Below are 19,723 nucleotides of genomic sequence, written 5' to 3'. Positions count from 1 at the left end.
AATGATACCTTTCTTGCAAGCACCTGTTTTACAATGCAATTTTACAGGTCAAACGCCTTGACCGTGGCGCCCGATTGTCGGATACAGCGCCATCCGAGATCCCGGGGGCCTGGCCCCTGCTTCACTTCAATAGGTTCGAAATGAAAACCTTCACCGCAACCCCTGCGGACATCCACAAGAAGTGGATCCTGATCGACGCCGAAGGCGTCGTTCTGGGCCGCCTTGCGACCATCGTGGCCAGCATCCTGCGTGGCAAGAACAAGCCGACCTTCACGCCGCACATGGACATGGGCGACAACGTGATCGTCATCAATGCCGACAAGATACAGATGACCGGCAACAAGCGCGACGACAAGCGCTATTACTGGCATACCGGCCACCCGGGCGGGATCAAGTTCCGCACCGCGCGTCAGGTGCTGGAAGGCGCGCACCCCGAGCGCGTGGTGACCAAGGCCGTCGAGCGGATGATCACACGCAACAGCCTCGGCCGCCAGCAGATGACCAACCTGCGGGTCTATGCCAGCGCCGAGCACCCGCACGAGGCGCAACAGCCGACCGTTCTCGACGTCAAGTCGCTGAACCCGAAGAACACCCGGAGCGCATGACCATGGCCGACCTCAAATCCCTCGACGATCTGAAATCCGCCGTGACCGAATCCGCCCCGGTGGCAGCCCCCGTCGCGCCGCCGCGCGTGCCGGTGCGTGATGCGCTGGGCCGTTCCTATGCCACGGGCAAGCGCAAGAACGCCGTCGCCCGCGTCTGGATCCGCCCGGGTTCGGGCAAGGTCATCGTCAACGGCAAGACCATGGCGGAATACTTCGCCCGTCCGGTGCTGCAGATGATCCTGCGCCAGCCCTTCACCGTGGCCGGCGTCGAAGGCCAGTTCGACGTGATGGCGACGGTTGCCGGCGGCGGGCTTTCGGGCCAGGCCGGCGCGGTCAAGCACGGCGTTTCCAAGGCGCTGCAGCTTTACGAGCCCGGCCTGCGCGCCGCGCTCAAGGCCGCGGGCTTCCTGACCCGCGACAGCCGCGTGGTGGAACGCAAGAAATACGGCAAGGCCAAGGCGCGCAAGAGCTTCCAGTTCTCCAAGCGCTGACCGCCGGTTCACGGAAATGGAAAGGCCCGCAGGTTTGCGGGCCTTTTTGCTGTGCGGTCGCGGCGGGGCGGCCGGTCAGACGTGGTGATGTTCGGGCAGGTCCTTCAGGGCGTCCTTCGACCAGGCGGTGGTCGCGTGAACCGAACCGTTGTTGTCGCGCATGAAGTGCAGTTCGGTCAGCGGCAGGGCCACCGGCTTGGCGCCGATTCCCAGGAATCCACCGACATCCACGATGATCTGCGCATGGGGGCCCGCGCCATGCATGTGCGACACGCTGCCGATCTTGTTGTCTTCGGAATCGTAGATGGCCGCGCCTTCCAGGTTCGTCACGTTCAGTTCTTCGGGTGCAAGCGGGATGTGGGTAGAATGGTCCATCAGTCTCTTCCTCCAGTGATTGCACTCAGACCGTGCATGGAAACAACTGCCGGGGCGCCGCAAGGTTCCGCAGGATGCGCCATGAACGGCAGTCGGCTGCGGGCAGCGGACGATGGGGGCGCGAAAAAAAGGGGCCGGGTTGCCCCGGCCCCAGTCTGGGGAAAACCTGTGAAGGGCTGCGGCCTCAGCCGCGCCAGAACGGCTTTTGCGCCTCGCGCAGCGCCGCTTCCTGCTCAAGCCCGATGTCGCGCAGCATATGCCCGTCCATCCGCCCCAGATGCAGGCGGCTGCGGCGGCGCTCGTCCCAGGTCAGCAGCGTGCGGGTCGCGTCACGCGCGAACCGGGTCAGCGGGTTGGTCGGCAGCAGCGGGATGGTCAGAGAGCGGGTCATGGGACACCAGAGCTTTGTATTGATACAAGTTTGAATCTTCGATAGAGAAAGAATACAATCTTGCCGAAGCCGATACCAGAGGAACATTGTGACTGATACAATCTGGCGGCCAGATCTGGCCGATTACCCCGGCCCGAAATATCTGGCCCTGACCCGGGCGCTGCGCGAGGCGATCAGGGCGGGTGCGCTGCCGCATGGCGTGCAGGTGCCCACGGTGCGCGATCTGGCCTTTGCCATCTCGGTCACGCCCGGCACGGTGGCGCGCGCCTACCAGCTTGCGACGCAAGAGGGGTTGCTGGCCGCCACGGTCGGGCGCGGCACCTTTGTTGCGGCGCAGGCGCCGCGCCTTGGCCCGACGCAGCCGCTGTTCACCGAGCGCGATCCGGGGCTGATCGGCGGCCTTGTCGATCTGCGGTCGCCGCAGCTGCCGGATGTCGGGCAGGGGGCAGCCTTTGCTGCGGCGCTGCGCCGGGTGGCCGATGGGATCGGCGCTGACTGGCTGGATTATCCCAGCCAGCGCGCCGAGGCCCCGCTGCGGGCCGCCGTGTGCGACTGGCTGGCCGACCGCGTGCTGGGGCCGCATGGCCCGGAAGACATGGCGCTGACCCATGGCGGGCAAAGCGCGATCAACCTGGTGTTCCTGTGCTGCCTGCGCGGCGACCGCCCGGTGGTGCTGTGCGAGGATCTGGCCTACCCCGGCTTCCGCCATGCCGCGCGGCTGGCACGCGCCGAGGTGGTCGGGGTCGAGCTTGACCAGCACGGGCTGCGCCCCGACGCGCTGGAGGCCGCCTGCCGCCGCCACGGCCCGCAGGTGCTGTGCCTGACCACCGAGGCGCAGAACCCCACCGCCGCCCGGATGCCCGAATCCCGCCGCCGCGAGGTGGCCGCCATCGCACGCGCCCACGACCTTCAGGTGCTGGAGGACGATTGCTATTCGGTGGCCGAAAGCCATCTGCCGCTGCTGCGCGCGCTGGCACCCGAACGCACCTGGTATGTCGGCAGCCTGTCCAAGACCATTTCGGCGGCGTTGCGCCTGGGCTTCGTGCTGTGCCCGACCGGGATGGGTGAGGCCGGGCGCCTGACCGCGCAGCACGGCCATTTCGCGCTGGCCCGCCCGGTGTCGGACCTCTGTCTAGACCTGTTCGCCTCGGGCAGCGCCGCCAGCCTGCGCCGCGCCGTGCAGGCCGAATTTGCCGATCGCCTGCAGGCGATGGTCAACGCGCTGGGGGCCAGCGACCTGACCTGGCAGCCGGGGTTGCCGTTCGTCTGGCTGCGTCTCCCCTCGGGCTGGCGGGCCTCGACCTTTGCGCGCATGGCCGAGGCCGAGGGCGTGCTGGTGCGTTCGGCCGACGAATATGCGCTGATCCATGGCCGCGCACCTCATGCGGTGCGGCTGGCCATCGCGGGTGGCATCCCGCGCGCGGCCTTCGACATGGGGTTGGCGACGCTGGCACGGCTGCTGGCCAGACCGCCTTCGGAACTGGCGGTCTGAGCGGCGGCCGGGTGCCGATTGTTGCACTTGTGCCCAGGTCTGGCGGAATTGTGTGCCTGCGGGCGCGCAAACTTGTGTCGCGCGTTGACCGATCAGCCCCGGCACGGGCACACTTGCCGGATCGAAGCAGCACACAAAAACAAAGAGAGCCCAGAATGGGACACCAATCCTCCTTCCACGCCCCCAACGGGGGTGCTGATTTTCTTGCACTGCGCACTGCCCGCACCGGCGAGACCGAAATCGTCTATGACGATGGCGTCGCCCGCCGTCTGGTTTGGCGCGTGACGGAAGGCATGACCGACACCAGCAGGTTGACGCAGGCCCTGTCGCGCGCCGTGACCCAGACACGGGTGGTTCCGGCGCTGTACTCGGAACTGAAGAAGCACGAGATCATGGTCGAGGCCGTGATCCGCTGACGCGGGCCGTTTCGCAACTGCCCGGGATCGGTGCGCCATCCCGGCGGCTGCCGCTTCTTCATGCAGCGCCCCCGGCCCGGTCAGGGGCGCCGCAACCCGGCCAGATCGCCCCTTTTCACAGTGCCCGTCCTGTGCCACATAAACGAAAAAGCCGCGCTGACAGGGGGAAAGATGGATCTCGGGATGCGATGGGGCCGCTTCAGAAAGACTGAAGCCGCCAGTGGATTGCTTCTGGTCAGCCCGACCGCGCTTTATGCCCTGCTGCTGCTGGCCGCGCCGCTGGGCACCATCGTCCTTTACTCGGTCCTGACCGACGGCTACCTGACGGTTCTGCCGCTCTTTACCCTTGCCAACTATGTCGAGGCCTGGACCAACGAGCTTTACCGCACGGTGATGCTGCGATCCCTGGGTGTGTCGATGTCGGTGACGGTGGTCACGGTGCTGCTGGCCTTTCCGGTGGCCTATTTCGTCAGCTTTCATGTCGCGCCGTCGCGCAAGGCGTTCTGGCTGTTCCTGATCACCATCCCGTTCTGGACCAGCTATCTGATACGGGTGTTCCTGTGGAAGGTGATCCTTGGCTACAACGGCGTGGTGAACTCCGGCCTGCTGGGGCTGGGGGTGATCGACGAGCCGCTGACCTTCATCCTTTACAACACCAATGCGGTGGTCATCACGCTGGCCCATGCCTATGCGCCCTTTGCCATCCTGCCGATCTTCGTGGCGCTGGAAAAGATCGACCGGTCGCTGCTGGAGGCCGGGCAGGATCTGGGAGAATCGAAGTTCATGACCTTCCTCCGGGTCACGCTGCCGCTGGCAATGCCGGGGGTCGTGGCCTCTGTGCTGATCGTGTTCATCCCGACCATCGGCGACTATGTCACGCCACAACTGGTCGGCGGGCCGGAAGGGCGGATGGTCGCGAACCTGATCCAGCTGCAATACCTGAAGCTTGACAACTATCCGCTGGGGTCGGCCATCGCGGTTTCGGCGATGGCGATCGTGACGGCGGTCAGCCTCGTGTTCCTGTTCCTGAACCGGCGCTACCTGAGAGGCCCGAAATGATGAAAGCCGGCTGGTTCAAGGTCTATGCGCTGGGCTATCTGATCTTCCTTTATGCGCCGATCATCATCCTGCCGCTGTTCGCGTTCAACGACGCGACGGTGATCGCCTTTCCGCTGACCGGGTTCAGCACCCGCTGGTTCAGTGCCATGCTTGACAGCCCGCCGCTCTACGGCGCGGTCAAGAACAGCCTGATCATCGCGGTGTCGTCCTCGATCCTGGCGACCACGCTGGGGGTGTTTGCCGCCCGCGCCTCGACCCGGTTCCCGTTTCCGGGCAAGGGCTGGATCATGGGTCTGATCATGCTGCCGCTGGTGCTGCCCGAAATCATCGTGGCGGTGTCGCTGCTGATCGTGCTGCTGGGCATCGGCGTGCCGCTGTCGATCTTCACGGTGATCCTCGGCCATGTGCTGATCTGCACGCCCTTCACCATCGCCATCCTGTCCTCGGCTTTCCAGAGCCTCGACAAGTCGCTGGAGGAGGCGGCCTATGACCTGGGCGAGACGCCGCTTTCGACCTTCCGGCTGATCATCCTGCCGCTGGTGATGCCGGGCATCATATCGTCGCTGCTGATCTCCTTCACGATCAGCCTCGACGAGTTCATCATCGCCTTCTTCCTCGCGGGCACCGAGGCGACGCTGCCGGTCTACATCTTCTCGCAGTTCCGCTTCCCGCAGGCGGTGCCCGTGATCATGGCGCTGGGCACCATTCTGGTGTGCCTCTCGATCGTGCTTCTTTCCATCGCAGAATATTTCCGCCGCCGCGGCATCGCCCGGGCCGGTGGCAAGGATACCGGAGGCTTCCTGTGAACACCGTCGCAGCCAAACCCACCATGATCGAATTCCGCGATGTGCATAAGTATTACGGCGACTACCACGCCCTGCGCGGCATCACCGCGACGATCCGGGCGGGCGAGTTCTTCTCGCTGCTGGGGCCGTCGGGCTGCGGCAAGACCACCCTGCTGCGCACCATCGCCGGGTTCGAGGACATCTCGTCCGGCGTGGTGCTGATCGACGGCAAGAATGCGGCGACCATTCCGGCCAACAAGCGCCCGACCAACATGGTGTTTCAAAGCTACGCCATCTTCCCCCACCTGACGGTCGAGGAAAACGTGGGTTTCGGGCTGCGCCGCGAACGGCTGTCGAAGGAAGACCTCGGCCGCCGCGTCGGCGAGGCGCTCGACATGGTGGGGTTGAAGGGTTTCGGTGCGCGCGCGGCCCATGCCCTTTCAGGCGGTCAGCGGCAGCGGGTGGCGCTGGCCCGCGCGCTGATCCTGAAGCCCAAGGTTCTGCTGCTGGACGAACCCCTGTCGGCGCTCGACAAGAAGATGCGCGAACTGATGCAGGTCGAGTTGATCAAGCTGCAACGCCAGGTCGGCATCACCTTCATCCTGGTGACCCATGACCAGGAAGAGGCGCTGGTGATGTCTGACCGCATCGCCGTGATGTTCGAGGGCGAGATCTCCCAGCTCGACGACCCCGAAACGCTCTACCGTCGCCCGAAGTCGCGCAAGGTGGCCGAGTTCATCGGCACGATGAACTTCCTGCCCGCCACGGTGCTGTCGGAAGGGCCGGGCGGCATCGAGGTCGATGTCCGCGGCTTCGGCCGCGCGACGCTGGAGGCGGCGCAGGCTCCGGGTGCGGTGACCGGCGGCGAGGTTTCGGTCGGCTTCCGCCCCGAAACCCTGACGATCCTGTTCGAAGGCCAGCCCACCGCCGAGCGCGAGAGCATGGCCAGCATCGAGGAAGTCGTCTACTTCGGCGACATGACCTATTACGACGTGCGCCTTGACGGGGTGGACACGCCGATGCGGATTTCGATGCGCAACGTGTTCGGCCGCCCGGTGCTCGACATCGGCACCCGCGCCCGGGTGGCGTGGAGCCCCGGCGCGCTGGTGCTCTTCCGCTGAACCTGCGCCCGGCCTGACCGACGGCAAAGGGGGTATTTGGGCCAAGAAGAAACCCGATGCGTTTCATCTTGGCCCAAATATCCTCGCCGAAGGCATCTATCCGCATGACCGGCGCTGGGTGGCCTAGCGGTCGGGGGGCAGCAGGCCCAGCCCGCGCAGGTAGATGCCGATGCCCGCCTCCAGCAGATCCTCGGGCGGGAAGGGCGACTTGGCGCCGGGGTTGCCGCGCGCGAACAACTCGACCACACCGTGGCTCAGTGCCCAGACATGGGCGGAAAACATCGCGGCGGGCGGGCGCTTTTCGGGGGGAATGTGGTCCGACAGCCGGGCGGCGGCCAATTCCAGCACATTGCGCGCCTTCTGCGCCACCAGCGCCAGTTCGGGGTTGGCCTGAAGGGAAATGCCGCTTTCGAACATCGCCATGTAATGGCCGGGGTATTTGCGCGCGAAGGCGAGGTAGGCGCGCCCGGTCGCCTCGAAGGCCGCCAGCGCCGAGGGCTGGCCGTTGTTGTAGGCGTAATCCATCAGCGCCGCGAAGATCTCGTAGCCTTGACGTGCCGCCTCGGCGATCAGATCCTCGCGCCCGGCGAAATGGCGGTAGACGGCGGCGGGGGTCACGTCGGCGGCCTTCGCAGCCTCGGACAGGGTGAACCCCTGCGGCCCCTTTTCCTCGATCAGTTGCAGCGCGGCCTCGACCAGCGCCTGCCGCAGGTTGCCGTGGTGATAGCCGCGCTTAGACATGCCAGAGGTCGAGCCCGCCGCAGATCTTTGGATCGGGCACGCCGATGCAGCCGTCGTCGCGGCCGTCGAACGGCATGGCACGCAGCACGGTCTGGATTGCGGCGATGCGGGCGCGGCGCTTGTCGTCGGCAAGGATCAGCGTCCAGGGCGCGTCTTCGGTGTGGCTGCGCCGCAGGGTTTCGTCGATGGCGGCGGTGTACGCGTCCCATTTCGCCAGCCCCTCGATGTCGACCGGGCTCAGTTTCCATTGCTTCAGCGGGTCCTGCTCGCGATCGAGAAACCTCTGCAGTTGCGCCGCCCGCCCGACATTCAGCCAGAGCTTCACGAACACGATGCCTTCATCGACCAGCATCCGCTCGAAGGCGGGCAACTGGCGGAAGAAATGCTCGCGCTGGTCTGGGGTGCAGAAGCCGAAGACGTGTTCGACCACGCCGCGATTGTACCAGCTGCGGTCGAACAGAGCCATTTCGCCGGCGGCGGGCAGCCAGTCGACGTAACGCTGGAAATACCATTGCGTCGCCTCGCGGTCAGAAGGTTTGGCCAGCGCCACCACGTTGGCGATGCGCGGGTTCAGGTTTTCGCGCATCACCGCGATGGTGCCGCCCTTGCCCGCCGCATCGCGCCCCTCGAACACCACAACCACCCGCTTGCCGGTTGCCTTGACATCGGCCTGCAGCCGCACAAGCTGGCGCTGCAGACCCTCCATCTGCGCGTCATAATCCTTGCGCCTCATTTCCTCGCGGTAGGGGAAGGCGGGGTCGTAGAGGTCGTTGTGGTCTGCATCCTCGATGGCCTTGCGGATGGCATTGGGGGCGCCTTCCTTGAAGTAGTGGCTGATCGCGCCGTCGAAGGGCAGGGGCATCGCGGTCTCCTTGCTGTGCGGATCACCTTAGGGCCAAGCCGGGGGCCAGTGCAATCGGCGGCTCAGCGCGACCTTGCGGCGGCACGGCGGATGGCGGCGACCACGACCTCGGGGTTGGTGTGGTGCGGCATGTGGCCGACGCCGGGCAGCACGGTCAGCGTTGCGTCGGGCAGAAGGCGCGACAGCGGCTCGGCATGGACCCGCACCGGCACCACCGTGTCGGCATCGCCATGCACCAGTTCGACCGGCAGCGTCAGGCGCGGATAGTTCGGCAGCATCCGCTCCAGGTGGGGTTTCAGCCCGCTGACCTGACGCGAGTTGACCCGGATGCTGTCGCGGCGCAGCGTCAGGCCGATGCCGATGCCCTCGGCATAGCCCGGCGGCGGGATCTGCGGCGCGAAGACGGATGCCACCGCCGCTTCGGCCTGCGCTTCTGACGCGAAGGCCGAGATCAGCGGAACCACGGTTGCCCCGCCCAGCCTGCTGGCCGAAATCGCGTACCACGGCCCCAGCCCGCCGGGCCAGGGCATGGTGGCCCCCGACACGATGACAAGGCCAGCCGTTTCGGGGTCGCGCAGCGCCCAGGCCATCGCCACCGCCCCGCCGTAGCTGTGGCCAAGCACGATCGGCCGGTGCAACCCCAGCGTTTCCGCCGCGGCGCGCAGCGCATCGGCCTGCACCAGTGGGCTGATGCCGGGCGTGCCAAGGTCGTCGGACCAGCCAAGGCCAGGACGATCGAATACCGTCACGCGGAAGTCGGTTTCAAGCAGATCGACCAGCCGCAGGGTGAAGTCGCGGGTATTGCCGGATGCGCCGTGGATCAGCACGAGGTCGCGCCCGGCGCCGCGGGTAACGGCATGGACGTTGCCGCCCGGCACCGCGATCAGCCGACCCTCGGGCGGAAAGCGGGCCTCGGCTGCCGTCTCGCGCGCGTCGGCCCGCCGGTCCACCACGGCGGCGCAGCCGCTGGCAGCAAGGGCCGCGATGATGAAGCTAGCTGCCAATGGCTTTGATATCATACGGGGTTGACTGGTATATCTCGTTGATCCAATTGCCATATAGCAGGTGGGCGTGGCTTCTCCAGCGGTTCAGCGGGGTCATCGCGGGATTGTCATCGGGATAGTAGTTCAGCGGCACGTTGATTGCCCTGCCTGCGGCCACGTCGCGGTCATATTCCTGTTTCAGCGTGTCGCTGTCGTATTCGAAATGGTTGAAGATGTAGAGCGCGCGGTGCCCGGCATCCTCGACCAGACAGGGGCCGACCTCGTCCGAGGCCAGCAGGGTGCGCAGGCCGGGGGCGGCGTCGATCTCGGGCTGGCGCATCTCGGTCCAGCGGCTGACCGGGATCACGCAGTCGTCGGAAAAGCCGCGCAGGTAGGGCGAGGTCGGGGCGACGTTGCGGTGGCGGAAGCAGCCGAACGCCTTGGCCGCCAGCAGGTGCTTGGGCACGGAATGGAAATGGTTGATCATCGCCATGCCGCCCCAGCAGACGCCGAAGGTGGAATGGACGTGGCTTTGCGTCCAGTCCATCACCTCGCAGAGCTCGTCCCAGTAGGTGACCTGCGTGAAATCCAGATGCTCGATCGGCGCGCCGGTGATGATCAGGCCGTCGAACTTCTCGGCCTTGACCTCCTGAAAGGGGCGATAGAAGGCCTCCATGTGCTCGGCGGCGGTGTTCTTGGTCTGATGCTCGCTCATCCGGATCAGGTGCAGGTCGATCTGCAAGGGCGTGGCGCCGATCAGCCGGGCGAACTGGTTCTCGGTCTGGATCTTCTTCGGCATCAGATTCAACAGCGCGATGCGCAGCGGGCGGATTTCCTGCGTGGCCGCGCGTTCGGGCGACATGACCATGACGCCCTCGCGGCGCAGGACTTCGAAGGCGGGCAGGGTGGCGGGCAGGGTGATCGGCATCTGTGTTCCCGGGGTCTGGCAGGGGGGCGGTATCTATGCGGGGGCGGGCGCGTCCTCAACCCCGCGCCGGTCGATGGCGCGGGCGATCAGGTCTTCGAAACCGGCCACGTCGCGCACCGCCGCCACCTCCTCGGGCGTCACGGTCACGCCCCAGCGTGCCATGGCTGCATAGCGCGGCTGGCGGTGCTCCAGCACCTGCGCATAGGCAAAGCGCAGGAAGGCGTCGGGGTCGACCTGATCTTCGGCCAGACCCTGCTGTGTCAGCCAGTCGGCCCAGATCCGCGCGAGGAACGCGGGCTGGTAATACATCGGTTTCGGCGCGCGGTCGAAGCGGCGGATGAGTTCGGCCTGATGCGCGTCGGACCCCTTGAGCCAGACCAGCAGCAGGTTGTCGGCCAGTTCGCGCAGCACCGGGTCGGCGGGGTTGTCGGGTTCCACCACCTCGCAGATCGACCCGCCGCTGTCGCAGACGAAATTGCGGTAACCATACAGGTCCTGTGCGCGGTGGATGAAGCGCGTGGTGTCATGGAGGGCCGCGATTTCCGCCTCGCGGTGCTGGCTCTGGCGCAGGCAGTATTCGGCGAACGGCACCCCGCCGCGCGCCGGATCGCCGGGCTTGCCGAGGTAGGTCGAAAGCGGTGCCAGATTGTTGAAGGTGATGTTCGAGGTGATGTAAACCGAATCGGTCATCAGCAATTCGCGCAGGAAGGGCAGGCGCATCGCCTCGCGCTTGAAGTTGTCGGCGATGTATTCGCCCATGTAGCGCGTGCCGATCCGGTAATCGACCGAGTAGTGGAACCAGGCGTCCCCCTCGCGCAGCATGTTGGCAAGGTGGGTCTTGCCAAGGCCCGACATGCCGAACAGCAGCACCCGCTTGGCCGTCGTCGCCCGCCAGTCACTTGCCGATTGATAGATCATCAGAACGCACCCCCGCTGCCCGGGCCGTGGTAACGCCGGGCGGCGGGGAATTCACGCGGAATCTTTGCGCCATGCCCGTCTGCGGAACAGCCGCAGGATGCGCCCGTCGATCACCGCAAGGCCGCAGGCGATCAGCGCAAAGCCGACGTAGGCGCGCAGCGGCAGGGCCTCGCCCAGCACCAGCGCGCCAAGTGCGATTGCCACCGGGGCCACCAGCAGCGTGACGAGGCTCAGGTTGCCCGCCCCAGCCATGCCCAGGACGCGGTAATAGAGCAGATAGGCAAAGGCCGTGGCCACCACCGCAAGATACCCCAGCGCCCCCCAGACCGCCGCGCCATGATCCAGCGCGGGCCACCCCTCCAGCCACAGCGCGGTCGGCAACATGATCAGGCTCGATCCGGTCAGCATTCCGGCTGCGGCCACCTGCGGGGCCAGGCCGCCCAGCCGCTTGCGTGCCCAGACGCCCGCCAGCGCATAGGACAGCGACGCCCCGATCAGCGCCAGTTGTGCCAGTGATGTCAGGTCCAGCCGCGCCAGCGCGCCCCACCCGATCACCACCACCACCCCGGCAAAGCCGAAACCCACGCCCGCCAGCTTGCGCCCGGTCAGCGCCTCGTCGCGGAAGGCGATGGCGGCCACCAGCACCCCGATCAGCGCCGTCGACGCATTCAGGATGGCGGCAAGCCCCGAGGGAATCGTCAGTTGTCCCCAGGTGATCAGCGTGAAGGGGATGGCGTTGTTCAACACCCCCATCAGCAGAAACGCCGCCCAGACGCCCGCGCCGCGTGGCAGCGCCAGCCCGCGCCACAGCACCACCGCCCAGAGGATCATGCAGGCCCCCGCCACCCGCACGGCGACGGTGGTGAACACGCCGACCCCGTCCAGCGCCAGCCGGTTCATCAGGAACGACCCGCCCCAGATAAATGCCAGCAGCAGAAGCTCGGCCCAGGCGCGTGGCGGTATGGTTCTTTGCTGTATCATGCCGCAGCCTTAGCCGGATCGAACCGGCACCGCGACCCGGAACATGACGGATAGCGAGACCCGCTTAACGCTCGTTCGCGCCCTTGCCGGCAATGATCCTGTCGCGCGACCGGGTGATCCGTGCCACCCGGGTTTCAGAGGTCTTGGCCGACCCGAGATGTATCACGTAGCTTCGCTGCCGACCGGGGGTCAGGCCGTGGAATGCCTCGGCCAGATCGGGGTCTGCGTCCAGCGCCTCGACCAGTTCCTCGGGCAGGTCGAGGTCGCGTTCCACCTTCGGCGGCTTGACGCCCGCCTCGGCATGGCCCATCGCCTCGGCCAGGCAGGCCACGATCACCGGCTCCATCTGCGCCACCTGCGCAGTTTCGGTGAATCGCAGGGTGTCGGGGTGGCTGGTGTTGGGCCCGCTTTTCTCCAGCACGCCCTCGGGGTCTTTCAGCAAGGCCGCGTTGAAGAACCCGAGGCGGAAATCGCCGCGCAAGGCCCCGATGATCGCGATGTTGCGCCCGGCGTGCATGTAGCAGGGATGCGCCCATTTCAGCGTCTCGACCAGCCCCGCATCAAGGCAGATCCGGCGCAGGTCTCGCAGGCCGCCTTCCCAGCGCCGCGTCGAGCACTCCGGCGTGTCGAAGCGGTCGCAGCGGCCGCAGCCCTTGGTGAAGTAATCCTCGATATCGGTGATCATGGCCGCCTCCTCCCCCCGATCATAGCGCGAAGAGAACGGCTTCCCAAGTCGCCAAGCGAAAAGGCCCCGCATCGCTGCGGGGCCCAGTGCCGTCCGGAAGAAACCGGCCGGTCAGAAGGTGAAGCCGACCTTCACGCCGATGCCGAGCGCCGAGTTGCCGGTCATGTTGGCGCGGGCCACATCCGGATTGTTGCCGGTTTCAGGATTGGCATCGCCCAGACTGGTGTAGTTGATCCCGGTGGTGATCTTCATGTTGTCGCGGGTGTAGATCGCGGCCAGCGTGATGCCCAGACGCCCGTTGGTCGGGGCCAGCGGCGAGACCAGCGGATTGAGCTCTTTCTCGTAGGTGACCGAAGCCGCGCCCGACCAAGTGTCATTGAACTTGCGCCCGACGCCAAGGGTGTAGGTTACGGTGTCCTCTAGGCTGATCAAGCCCGTGCCGTCCGGTGACCGCGCGACGAAGGTCGTAGGATCAAGCCGGAAATTGCTCCAGTCCGCCCAGCGGACCTGACCGAAAAGCAGCGTGTCCTTGGCGATCCCGGTCTGGAAATCGAGGTTCACTGTTTGCGGCGTCTTCACATTGGTCGTTTCGGTGCCGATGGTGGCGCCGTTCAGGGTTTCAACCGTGTCGAAGTCGTGCTTGACCACCGAGTTGTAGGTCAACGCCACACGCAGGGCGATCTCGGGCCGCTCGTAGGCGACGCCCAGCACATAGCCGAGGCCGAGATCATTCGCCAGATCGACGGAATAGCCGTTCGACGGTCCATAGGCCAACCCGCGCAGGTCAATGTTGGCGCTCGCGCGCGAGGCGCGCAGGCCACCGTGAACGCTGAAATTCTCGTTGAACTTGTAGCGCAGCAGGCCGGTCAGAGCAGTGGAATCAGCATTTGCGACCGTTCCGCCGAGTTGCGTCGAACTAGGGCGTGTTGACGTTCACCGGAGCCGGATGACGGTTGATGCGAGGGAGATAAATGCGCTGAAACTGGTGTCGGTCTTGCAGCATCTTGTTGCTATACCCCTATATTCCTTAAGTTTTCCAAAGAAGTTCTCGATCAGGTGACGCCATTTATAGGTGTCGCAATCGAACTCGGCAGGGAAACGGCGGTTGGATTTGGGCGGGATAACCGCCTCAATCTTGGCCTCCGCCAGCATCTCGCGCAGCCAGTTCGCGTCGAAAGCACGGTCCGCGAGGAGCTTTCCGCAGGATAGCCCTTCGATGAGCGCCGCCGTGCCCCGCAGGTCGTGAGCCTGTCCCGGCAGCAACCGGAAGTCGATCAGGTTTCCGAGTGCGTCTGTCAACGCCATGATCTTGGTAGTTATACCGCCGCGAGAACGCCCAATGGCTTGACTTTGAGTCCCCCTTTTGCGCCCTGACCGTGACGGTGGACTTTGACAATGGTTCCATCAATCATGGTGTATTCGAAGTCGCTATCTTCGGCCAACGCCCTGAACATACAGTAGAAAGCGTCTGCTTTCACCCATCTGCGGAACCGCTTGAATACTGAATTCCACTTGCCGAAGTCTTCTGGCAGGTCGCGCCAGGGGCTGCCCGTGCGGGCAATCCACAGCACCGCCTCAACGAAAAGACGAGGGTCGGGTCCGGTGCGGCCGGGGTCGCATGCGCGGCCAAGACAGTGCGGAGCGATGGTTGCCCACTGGGCATCAGTCAGAGTAGTGCGGATCAAGGTTGCCTCCCATGTTGGCAACCTTGAATCAGTCAGCGGGTGATTTGGGAATCCTCAAACGTCAACAGGCCCTAGCACCATAAGCGATGTCGGCCCCGAACGGCTGGTCGAGTATCACCGCGAACGACACCTGGTCATTGATGTCATACTTGTAGGCAAAACTGAGAGGGGTAAAGGACCCGGCGACATTGCCTGTGGCATTGCCATCATTGTCGACCCCCGTCACGTCGGGCGTGACATGGCCGAACGACAGTTCGGCATAGCGGCCCTTCTCGAACAGCACGCCGATGTTCTGGCCGGACCTGTCGATCCCCCCCGCCGTCGCCGCCGTGGCCCCCAATGCCAGCGCGCCCACGGCCCCTGCCAATGTCTTCATTTTCCTCATCCCCCGTTGCAGTTAAGTTAAGGGCGGCCTTGCCCGAGTTTTTTTCGACCGTATGGGTCGAAAAATCCCCGGTCAATCAATGACGCGGCGTCAGGGAAAAAACCCTTCCGGTTGTGGCAGACTTGTTAGCTGCGGGCCGCGCGTTGTGCCCGGTTCTCGGCGCGCAGGTTGATCCAGTTGGCCGCAAAGATCACCGCCCCGCCAAGGATCACCAGCACGTCCAACGGCTCGTCATACAGCACCATCGCCACCACCGCGATCAGCGGCAGGCGGGCAAAGTCGATCGGCATCACCACCGAGGCCGATGCGAGCGACAGCGCCGTGGTCAGGCAGAAATGCGCGATCACCCCCGCCGCCCCGATCAGCACGAGCCAGGGCAGGGTTTGCGCCGATGGCCAGGCGATCCGGCCATCCAGCCCGGCCGCGATCAGCCCCAGCACAAGCTGCATCCCTGTCAGCCAGAACAGGATCGACACGATGCTTTCGCCGCGCGTCAGCGCCTTGGTCAGGATCACCGATCCGGCGAAGCACACCGCCGAGGCCGCTGCCGCCAGAACGCCGGGGTTCAGCGCGGCAAAGTCTGGGCGCGCCACGATCAGGATGCCCGCAAAGCCCATCAGCGCCGCCAGCGCGCGGGCGGGCGTGATGCGCTCGCCCAGGAACAGCGGCGACAGAAGGATCACCCAGATCGGCGAGGTGAACTCCAGCGCAAAGACCTGCGCCAGCGGAATCATGGTCAGCGCCCAGAACCACAGGTTCTGCCCGGTGAAATGCACCACATTGCGCGCCAGATGCTGGCCCAGCCGGTCGGCGCGCACCTCGCCCAGCCGCCCCGCCGCCCCCGCCACCGCCAGCACGAGGATCAACCCGACCAGCGAGCGCCACATCATGATCTCGAACGTGTCGTGCTGGCCCGCCACCGCCCGTCCCGCCACCGCCATCGACGAGAACGACAGGATCGAGCCGATCATCCACAGGGCGGCAGCCAGCGGGCGGTGGGTCTGTGGTTTCCTGGCGGTCATGGCCCCTCCGGGCGGGTGGGGCCGCCAAGCTTGCGCCCCTGTGTTACCCGGCCGTGCGGGCTTGTCCAGCGTCGCCGGATCAGGAACCGATCACCGCCGCATCGCGCGCTTCGCCATGACCGGAGTCGATCTGCCCCCGACCGTGCCCCAGTGCGTCACCACGATCAACCCCGAGGAGACCAGCCGCAGCAACCCGTCGCGCACGCGCATCGCGGGCAGTCCGGTCTCGAATTCCAGCGTGGCAAACTCGCGCGTGTCGCCGTTGACGGGCAGGCGCGCCAACACCAGCAGCGAATCCTGGATCAGCGTCGGGCTCAGGATGTTGGGCAGCGGAATGGTGCTGGGGGCATTGCTGCCGGGGGTCTGGCCCGACACCTGATCGACGCGCGGGCCGGGCAGGTCGCGGCCCCGGCTTGCGCTGCCGGAACTGCCGTTGACCGGCACCCCGGGCCATTCGCGCGGTGGGCGGCCCATCGCGTCGCGCACCCGGTTGTCAAGCGCCGCCGTGGTCGGCGCGTTGACCACCACGGCGTTGATCATGAAGCTGGAGGCCAGCCACCGCGCGTTGCTTCCGCTGGTGCTGGTGGCAGAGGCGAGCGATTCCGCGGCCCCGACGACCCGCATCAAGGCACCATCCGGCACCAGCAAGGCCCGGGAGGTCACCGTGAAGTTACCCGCCTTTGTCAGGTCGGCAATCGACCGCATTCCCTGCTGGTCGGCGACCAGCACCCGCCCCGAGGCGCTGCGGAACGCCACCATCCAGTGGTCGCCCGCCTCGGCGTAATTGGTGCCCGCATTCATGAACTGCTGCATCTGCCGGCCGGTCTGGGCGTTGGGAACGATCCGCGAGGCGGGCTGGATGATGTTGTTTGCCTTGGTCCAGTACTGGATGCCGAACACCACCGGCCCCTTTCCCTGCGCCGCCGCCGCTTCGACCGCGTCGATCCCCTGACCGGCCATGTTGATTTCCTTGTGGGTGACCGAGACGGCGTCCATCGTGCTTTTGAATTCGTGGAACCACATGCCGTTGAAGCTGGGTGAATTGGGGTGGCCGCGCCCAAGTGCCGTGCCGACCTCGTCCAGCGTGAGGGCCGCCCGTTGCCCCGAGAGCCGCGACGCCGCCGCCAGCGCCGTCGGCCCGCACGACATCGCCCCCTGTTGCCCCACCACCCGCGCCGCCGATGCCGTGACCGCGACCCGCCCGGTCATGCCCAGACCGCGTGCCGCAGCGCCCACGGCTGGGGCGAGGTTGAGCAGGCGCAGCCCGTCCTGCGCGACGCCCTTTGCGGTGCCGGTCTTTGTTCCTTCGCCCAGCCGCAACACATCGACAAGGCTCTTTCCCGACCCCAGCGTGAAGGTGATCAGCGACCAGGTGATGCCGGAACTGATCGCCGCCTGCCAGGTCATGAAGCTGTCGGGGCCGAACTGCTCGCCCATCTTCCTTGCCGAGTCTTCCAGGAAGAAACGGTCGACATCGCGCTGAACATCAGCGTGAATCCGGTCAAACCCTTCTGCAATGCGTTCCAGTCCAAACATCCACGGGCCGCCCGTCAAAACCAGGGGATGAACGGGTTAGCACGGAAGCACCGGATGCTGGCTGATTCGGTGCAGGTCGGGGAAGCGCCGGTTGCTGTTGCGTCAGGCGTCGGTGTCGCGCGTCGTGAAGTCGCGGCGGATTGCGGCGGTGGCGCTTGCCCACATGGACGCACGGGTGCGGGCCTGATGCGCCTCGAACGCGGCGCGGTCGGTGAAGCACTCGTCCACCTGCCAAACCAGCGGATCTGCGGTCTGAACCACGGTGAACGAAATGCACCCCGGCTCGGCCAAGGTCAGGGCGACATGCCGGGGCAGGTGTTCCGCCACCAGGGCCGCCTCGGCGGCGTCGGCGCAGATCAGGCGGCCGGTCAGCACGATCATCTCAAGGGCTGCGTGGCGAGGAAGCGCCGGTAAAGCCGCAGCGACGTGCGCAGGGTGGCGAGGCCGTTCCACACGTCGCCCGCGATCGCGATCCGCGACGGGTTTTCCCGCCCGGCGTCGGCGTCGGCGCGCGAATAGGTCAAAGACTCCAGCACCGCATCCAGTTGCCCGGCGGCAGCCAGCGCGTCCAGATCGCCATAGGCCGCCTCGATCCGCCGCAGTTCGGAACAGCGCGAGGCGATGGTGCGCGGCACCAGCCCCTGCGTGGCGATCCAGGCGTCAAAGTGCTGCCGCATGACCTATTCCCACTCGATGGTGCCGGGCGGTTTGGAGGTGATGTCATAGGTGACGCGGTTGATCCCCGCCACCTCGTTGATGATGCGTGTGGCGGTTTCGCCAAGGAATTCATGGCTGAAGGGGTAGTAGTCGGCCGTCATGCCGTCGACGCTGGTCACCGCGCGCAGGGCGCAGGCGTAATCGTAGGTGCGCCCGTCGCCCATGACGCCGACGGTTTTCACCGGCAGCAGCGCCACGAACGCCTGCCAGATCTCGTCGTATAGCCCGTGGCGGCGGATCTGGTCGATGAACACCACATCGGCCTGGCGCAGGATCGCCAGCTTTTCGCGGGTGATCTCGCCCGGGCAGCGGATGGCAAGGCCGGGGCCGGGGAAGGGGTGGCGGCCGATGAAATGCGCGGGCAGGCCAAGCTCGCGCCCCAGCGCGCGGACCTCGTCCTTGAACAGCTCGCGCAGCGGTTCGACCAGCTTCATCCCCATCTTTTCCGGCAGGCCGCCGACGTTGTGGTGGCTCTTGATCGTGACCGAGGGGCCGCCCGAAAAGCTGACCGATTCGATCACGTCGGGGTAAAGCGTGCCCTGCGCCAGAAACTCGGCCCCGCCGATGGCGCGGGCGTGTTTCTCGAACACCTCGATGAACAGACGCCCGATGGTCTTGCGCTTCACCTCGGGGTCGGAAGCGCCTTCCAGCGCGTCGAGAAACAGATCGGATTCGTCGGCATGGATCAGCGGGATGTTGTAGGTGTCGCGGAACATGCCGACGACCTGTTCGGATTCGCCCTGCCGCATCAGCCCGTGATCGACATAGACGCAGGTCAGCTGCTCGCCGATCGCCTCGTGGATCAGCACGGCGGCCACCGAACTGTCGACCCCGCCCGACAGCCCGCAGATGACGCGGCCGGCCCCCACCTGGGCGCGGATGCGCGCGATGGCATCCTCGCGGTAGGCGCCCATCGTCCAGTCGCCGGTGAAGCCTGCAAGGCGGACGAAGTTTTCGTAGAGTTTCGCGCCCTTGGGGGTGTGGTGCACCTCGGGGTGGAACTGCACGGCGTAGAACTGGCGCGCGGGGTCGGCGGTGATGGCGAAGGGCGCATTGGGCGAGGTGCCATAGACCGCGAAACCGGGCGCGATTTCGGAGACATGGTCGCCATGGCTCATCCAGACCTGTTCGCGGCCGTCCGCGAACCAGCCCTCCAGCATCGGCAGGCTGACGGCAGTGGGCGTGACGTAGGCCCGCCCGAATTCCGCCGTGCCATGGCCACGCTCCACCCGGCCGCCGAGCAGGTGCATCATCACCTGCTGGCCGTAGCAGATGCCCAGCACCGGCACCCCCAGCGTGAAGACCGAAGGCGGCGGCATCGGCGCGCCGTCGGCAAACACCGAGGCCGGGCCGCCGGAAAGGATGATCGCCTTGGGAGCAAAATCCACCAGAAAGGCGTCGGTCACCTTCTGGAACGGGTGGATTTCGCAGTAGACGTTCAGCTCGCGCAGGCGCCGCGCGATCAGTTGCGTCACCTGGCTGCCGAAGTCGATGATGAGAAGGCGGTCATGCTGTTTCATGCGCGCAGGGATTAGGCTGCGATGG

At 66.0% G+C, this 19,723-nt stretch carries 23 protein-coding genes and 1 pseudogene; 7 read left to right on the top strand and 17 right to left on the bottom strand.

What is annotated here, in order from left to right; all coding sequences use genetic code 11:
• The first annotated feature begins 140 nt into the window (after nt 1–140).
• Complete coding sequence (gene rplM, locus RNZ50_13435; protein MDT8855995.1) at nt 141–605, top strand: 50S ribosomal protein L13; 465 nt, start codon at nt 141–143, stop codon at nt 603–605.
• Between the two features lie 2 nt (nt 606–607).
• On the top strand, nt 608–1,096 hold the full coding sequence (gene rpsI, locus RNZ50_13430) for a 30S ribosomal protein S9 (protein ID MDT8855994.1): 489 nt from the start codon (nt 608–610) through the stop codon (nt 1,094–1,096).
• 75 nt (nt 1,097–1,171) lie between these two features.
• Here rpsI and RNZ50_13425 read toward each other — a convergent pair whose 3' ends face one another.
• Together RNZ50_13425 and RNZ50_13420 are read right to left on the bottom strand one after the other, a co-directional pair.
• Complete coding sequence (locus RNZ50_13425) at nt 1,172–1,471, bottom strand: PRC-barrel domain-containing protein (protein MDT8855993.1); 300 nt, start codon at nt 1,469–1,471, stop codon at nt 1,172–1,174.
• Between the two features lie 184 nt (nt 1,472–1,655).
• Nucleotides 1,656–1,862 (bottom strand): DUF1127 domain-containing protein, encoded by a 207-nt coding sequence (locus RNZ50_13420; protein MDT8855992.1) that lies wholly within the window; start codon nt 1,860–1,862, stop codon nt 1,656–1,658.
• 88 nt (nt 1,863–1,950) lie between these two features.
• Here RNZ50_13420 and RNZ50_13415 point away from each other — a divergent pair, with 88 nt between their 5' ends.
• The 5 genes from RNZ50_13415 (at nt 1,951) to RNZ50_13395 (ending at nt 6,735) form a co-directional block, all read left to right on the top strand.
• Nucleotides 1,951–3,354, top strand: coding sequence for a PLP-dependent aminotransferase family protein (locus RNZ50_13415; GenBank protein ID MDT8855991.1), 1,404 nt, complete (start codon nt 1,951–1,953; stop codon nt 3,352–3,354).
• Nucleotides 3,355–3,509: 155 nt separating this feature from the next.
• Complete coding sequence (locus RNZ50_13410; GenBank protein MDT8855990.1) at nt 3,510–3,770, top strand: hypothetical protein; 261 nt, start codon at nt 3,510–3,512, stop codon at nt 3,768–3,770.
• Nucleotides 3,771–3,941: 171 nt separating this feature from the next.
• A complete protein-coding gene (locus RNZ50_13405) occupies nt 3,942–4,829 on the top strand; it encodes an ABC transporter permease (protein MDT8855989.1) in 888 nt (295 codons plus the stop codon).
• The gene (locus tag RNZ50_13400; protein ID MDT8855988.1) at nt 4,829–5,635 is read left to right on the top strand and encodes an ABC transporter permease; all 807 of its coding nucleotides are present in this window, start codon (nt 4,829–4,831) and stop codon (nt 5,633–5,635) included. Before RNZ50_13405 ends, RNZ50_13400 begins: the two co-directional genes overlap by 1 nt.
• A gap of 23 nt (nt 5,636–5,658) precedes the next feature.
• A complete protein-coding gene (locus tag RNZ50_13395; protein ID MDT8855987.1) occupies nt 5,659–6,735 on the top strand; it encodes an ABC transporter ATP-binding protein in 1,077 nt (358 codons plus the stop codon).
• Nucleotides 6,736–6,858: 123 nt separating this feature from the next.
• Here the strand turns inward: RNZ50_13395 and RNZ50_13390 are convergent, their stop codons facing one another.
• From RNZ50_13390 to guaA, 15 genes and pseudogenes are all read right to left on the bottom strand, one after another.
• Complete coding sequence (locus tag RNZ50_13390) at nt 6,859–7,476, bottom strand: TetR/AcrR family transcriptional regulator (GenBank protein MDT8855986.1); 618 nt, start codon at nt 7,474–7,476, stop codon at nt 6,859–6,861.
• Nucleotides 7,469–8,338 carry a polyphosphate kinase 2 gene (gene ppk2 / locus RNZ50_13385; protein ID MDT8855985.1) on the bottom strand — a complete coding sequence of 290 codons (870 nt, stop codon included), beginning with the start codon at nt 8,336–8,338 and terminating at the stop codon, nt 7,469–7,471. Before ppk2 ends, RNZ50_13390 begins: the two co-directional genes overlap by 8 nt.
• Nucleotides 8,339–8,400: 62 nt before the next feature.
• On the bottom strand, nt 8,401–9,342 hold the full coding sequence (locus tag RNZ50_13380; protein MDT8855984.1) for an alpha/beta hydrolase: 942 nt from the start codon (nt 9,340–9,342) through the stop codon (nt 8,401–8,403).
• Nucleotides 9,332–10,249 (bottom strand): homoserine O-succinyltransferase, encoded by a 918-nt coding sequence (metA, locus tag RNZ50_13375; GenBank protein ID MDT8855983.1) that lies wholly within the window; start codon nt 10,247–10,249, stop codon nt 9,332–9,334. Before metA ends, RNZ50_13380 begins: the two co-directional genes overlap by 11 nt.
• 33 nt (nt 10,250–10,282) lie before the next feature.
• The gene (locus RNZ50_13370; GenBank protein MDT8855982.1) at nt 10,283–11,167 is read right to left on the bottom strand and encodes an ATPase; all 885 of its coding nucleotides are present in this window, start codon (nt 11,165–11,167) and stop codon (nt 10,283–10,285) included.
• Between the two features lie 51 nt (nt 11,168–11,218).
• Complete coding sequence (locus RNZ50_13365; protein ID MDT8855981.1) at nt 11,219–12,148, bottom strand: DMT family transporter; 930 nt, start codon at nt 12,146–12,148, stop codon at nt 11,219–11,221.
• 64 nt (nt 12,149–12,212) lie between these two features.
• The gene (locus RNZ50_13360) at nt 12,213–12,833 is read right to left on the bottom strand and encodes a YdeI/OmpD-associated family protein (protein ID MDT8855980.1); all 621 of its coding nucleotides are present in this window, start codon (nt 12,831–12,833) and stop codon (nt 12,213–12,215) included.
• A 111-nt stretch (nt 12,834–12,944) separates the two neighbouring features.
• Nucleotides 12,945–13,703 (bottom strand): outer membrane protein transport protein, encoded by a 759-nt coding sequence (locus tag RNZ50_13355; protein ID MDT8855979.1) that lies wholly within the window; start codon nt 13,701–13,703, stop codon nt 12,945–12,947.
• Between the two features lie 63 nt (nt 13,704–13,766).
• Nucleotides 13,767–14,518: pseudogene (locus RNZ50_13350) on the bottom strand (IS5 family transposase).
• Nucleotides 14,519–14,579: 61 nt separating this feature from the next.
• Nucleotides 14,580–14,894: a hypothetical protein gene (locus RNZ50_13345; protein MDT8855978.1), complete on the bottom strand. Its 315-nt coding sequence runs from the start codon at nt 14,892–14,894 to the stop codon at nt 14,580–14,582.
• Between the two features lie 134 nt (nt 14,895–15,028).
• Nucleotides 15,029–15,925 (bottom strand): DMT family transporter, encoded by an 897-nt coding sequence (locus tag RNZ50_13340; protein MDT8855977.1) that lies wholly within the window; start codon nt 15,923–15,925, stop codon nt 15,029–15,031.
• Between the two features lie 90 nt (nt 15,926–16,015).
• Complete coding sequence (locus RNZ50_13335) at nt 16,016–17,461, bottom strand: hypothetical protein (protein ID MDT8855976.1); 1,446 nt, start codon at nt 17,459–17,461, stop codon at nt 16,016–16,018.
• Between the two features lie 102 nt (nt 17,462–17,563).
• Nucleotides 17,564–17,842 (bottom strand): antibiotic biosynthesis monooxygenase, encoded by a 279-nt coding sequence (locus RNZ50_13330; GenBank protein MDT8855975.1) that lies wholly within the window; start codon nt 17,840–17,842, stop codon nt 17,564–17,566.
• Nucleotides 17,839–18,138 (bottom strand): hypothetical protein, encoded by a 300-nt coding sequence (locus RNZ50_13325; GenBank protein MDT8855974.1) that lies wholly within the window; start codon nt 18,136–18,138, stop codon nt 17,839–17,841. The genes RNZ50_13330 and RNZ50_13325 overlap by 4 nt, the downstream gene beginning before the upstream one ends.
• Nucleotides 18,139–18,141: 3 nt before the next feature.
• The gene (guaA, locus tag RNZ50_13320; protein ID MDT8855973.1) at nt 18,142–19,698 is read right to left on the bottom strand and encodes a glutamine-hydrolyzing GMP synthase; all 1,557 of its coding nucleotides are present in this window, start codon (nt 19,696–19,698) and stop codon (nt 18,142–18,144) included.
• Between the last annotated feature and the right edge of the window lie 25 nt (nt 19,699–19,723).

The organism is Paracoccaceae bacterium Fryx2 (assembly GCA_032334235.1).
Taxonomy (GTDB): Bacteria; Pseudomonadota; Alphaproteobacteria; order Rhodobacterales; family Rhodobacteraceae; genus JAVSGI01.
Note: the sequence above shows the minus strand (reverse complement) of the source record. Positions and strands in the feature narration are given on the sequence as shown.

What these genes read in the sequence shown, in the direction of transcription:
- rplM (MDT8855995.1), top strand. Translation starts at nt 141, where the DNA reads ATGAAAACCTTCACCGCAACCCCTGCGGACATCCACAAGAAGTGGATC.
- rpsI (MDT8855994.1), top strand. Translation starts at nt 608, where the DNA reads ATGGCCGACCTCAAATCCCTCGACGATCTGAAATCCGCCGTGACCGAA.
- RNZ50_13425 (MDT8855993.1), bottom strand. Translation starts at nt 1,471, where the DNA reads ATGGACCATTCTACCCACATCCCGCTTGCACCCGAAGAACTGAACGTG.
- RNZ50_13420 (MDT8855992.1), bottom strand. Translation starts at nt 1,862, where the DNA reads ATGACCCGCTCTCTGACCATCCCGCTGCTGCCGACCAACCCGCTGACC.
- RNZ50_13410 (MDT8855990.1), top strand. Translation starts at nt 3,510, where the DNA reads ATGGGACACCAATCCTCCTTCCACGCCCCCAACGGGGGTGCTGATTTT.
- RNZ50_13405 (MDT8855989.1), top strand. Translation starts at nt 3,942, where the DNA reads ATGGATCTCGGGATGCGATGGGGCCGCTTCAGAAAGACTGAAGCCGCC.
- RNZ50_13400 (MDT8855988.1), top strand. Translation starts at nt 4,829, where the DNA reads ATGAAAGCCGGCTGGTTCAAGGTCTATGCGCTGGGCTATCTGATCTTC.
- RNZ50_13395 (MDT8855987.1), top strand. Translation starts at nt 5,659, where the DNA reads ATGATCGAATTCCGCGATGTGCATAAGTATTACGGCGACTACCACGCC.
- RNZ50_13390 (MDT8855986.1), bottom strand. Translation starts at nt 7,476, where the DNA reads ATGTCTAAGCGCGGCTATCACCACGGCAACCTGCGGCAGGCGCTGGTC.
- ppk2 (MDT8855985.1), bottom strand. Translation starts at nt 8,338, where the DNA reads ATGCCCCTGCCCTTCGACGGCGCGATCAGCCACTACTTCAAGGAAGGC.
- metA (MDT8855983.1), bottom strand. Translation starts at nt 10,249, where the DNA reads ATGCCGATCACCCTGCCCGCCACCCTGCCCGCCTTCGAAGTCCTGCGC.
- RNZ50_13370 (MDT8855982.1), bottom strand. Translation starts at nt 11,167, where the DNA reads ATGATCTATCAATCGGCAAGTGACTGGCGGGCGACGACGGCCAAGCGG.
- RNZ50_13365 (MDT8855981.1), bottom strand. Translation starts at nt 12,148, where the DNA reads ATGATACAGCAAAGAACCATACCGCCACGCGCCTGGGCCGAGCTTCTG.
- RNZ50_13360 (MDT8855980.1), bottom strand. Translation starts at nt 12,833, where the DNA reads ATGATCACCGATATCGAGGATTACTTCACCAAGGGCTGCGGCCGCTGC.
- RNZ50_13345 (MDT8855978.1), bottom strand. Translation starts at nt 14,894, where the DNA reads ATGAAGACATTGGCAGGGGCCGTGGGCGCGCTGGCATTGGGGGCCACG.
- RNZ50_13340 (MDT8855977.1), bottom strand. Translation starts at nt 15,925, where the DNA reads ATGACCGCCAGGAAACCACAGACCCACCGCCCGCTGGCTGCCGCCCTG.
- RNZ50_13335 (MDT8855976.1), bottom strand. Translation starts at nt 17,461, where the DNA reads ATGTTTGGACTGGAACGCATTGCAGAAGGGTTTGACCGGATTCACGCT.
- RNZ50_13330 (MDT8855975.1), bottom strand. Translation starts at nt 17,842, where the DNA reads ATGATCGTGCTGACCGGCCGCCTGATCTGCGCCGACGCCGCCGAGGCG.
- RNZ50_13325 (MDT8855974.1), bottom strand. Translation starts at nt 18,138, where the DNA reads ATGCGGCAGCACTTTGACGCCTGGATCGCCACGCAGGGGCTGGTGCCG.
- guaA (MDT8855973.1), bottom strand. Translation starts at nt 19,698, where the DNA reads ATGAAACAGCATGACCGCCTTCTCATCATCGACTTCGGCAGCCAGGTG.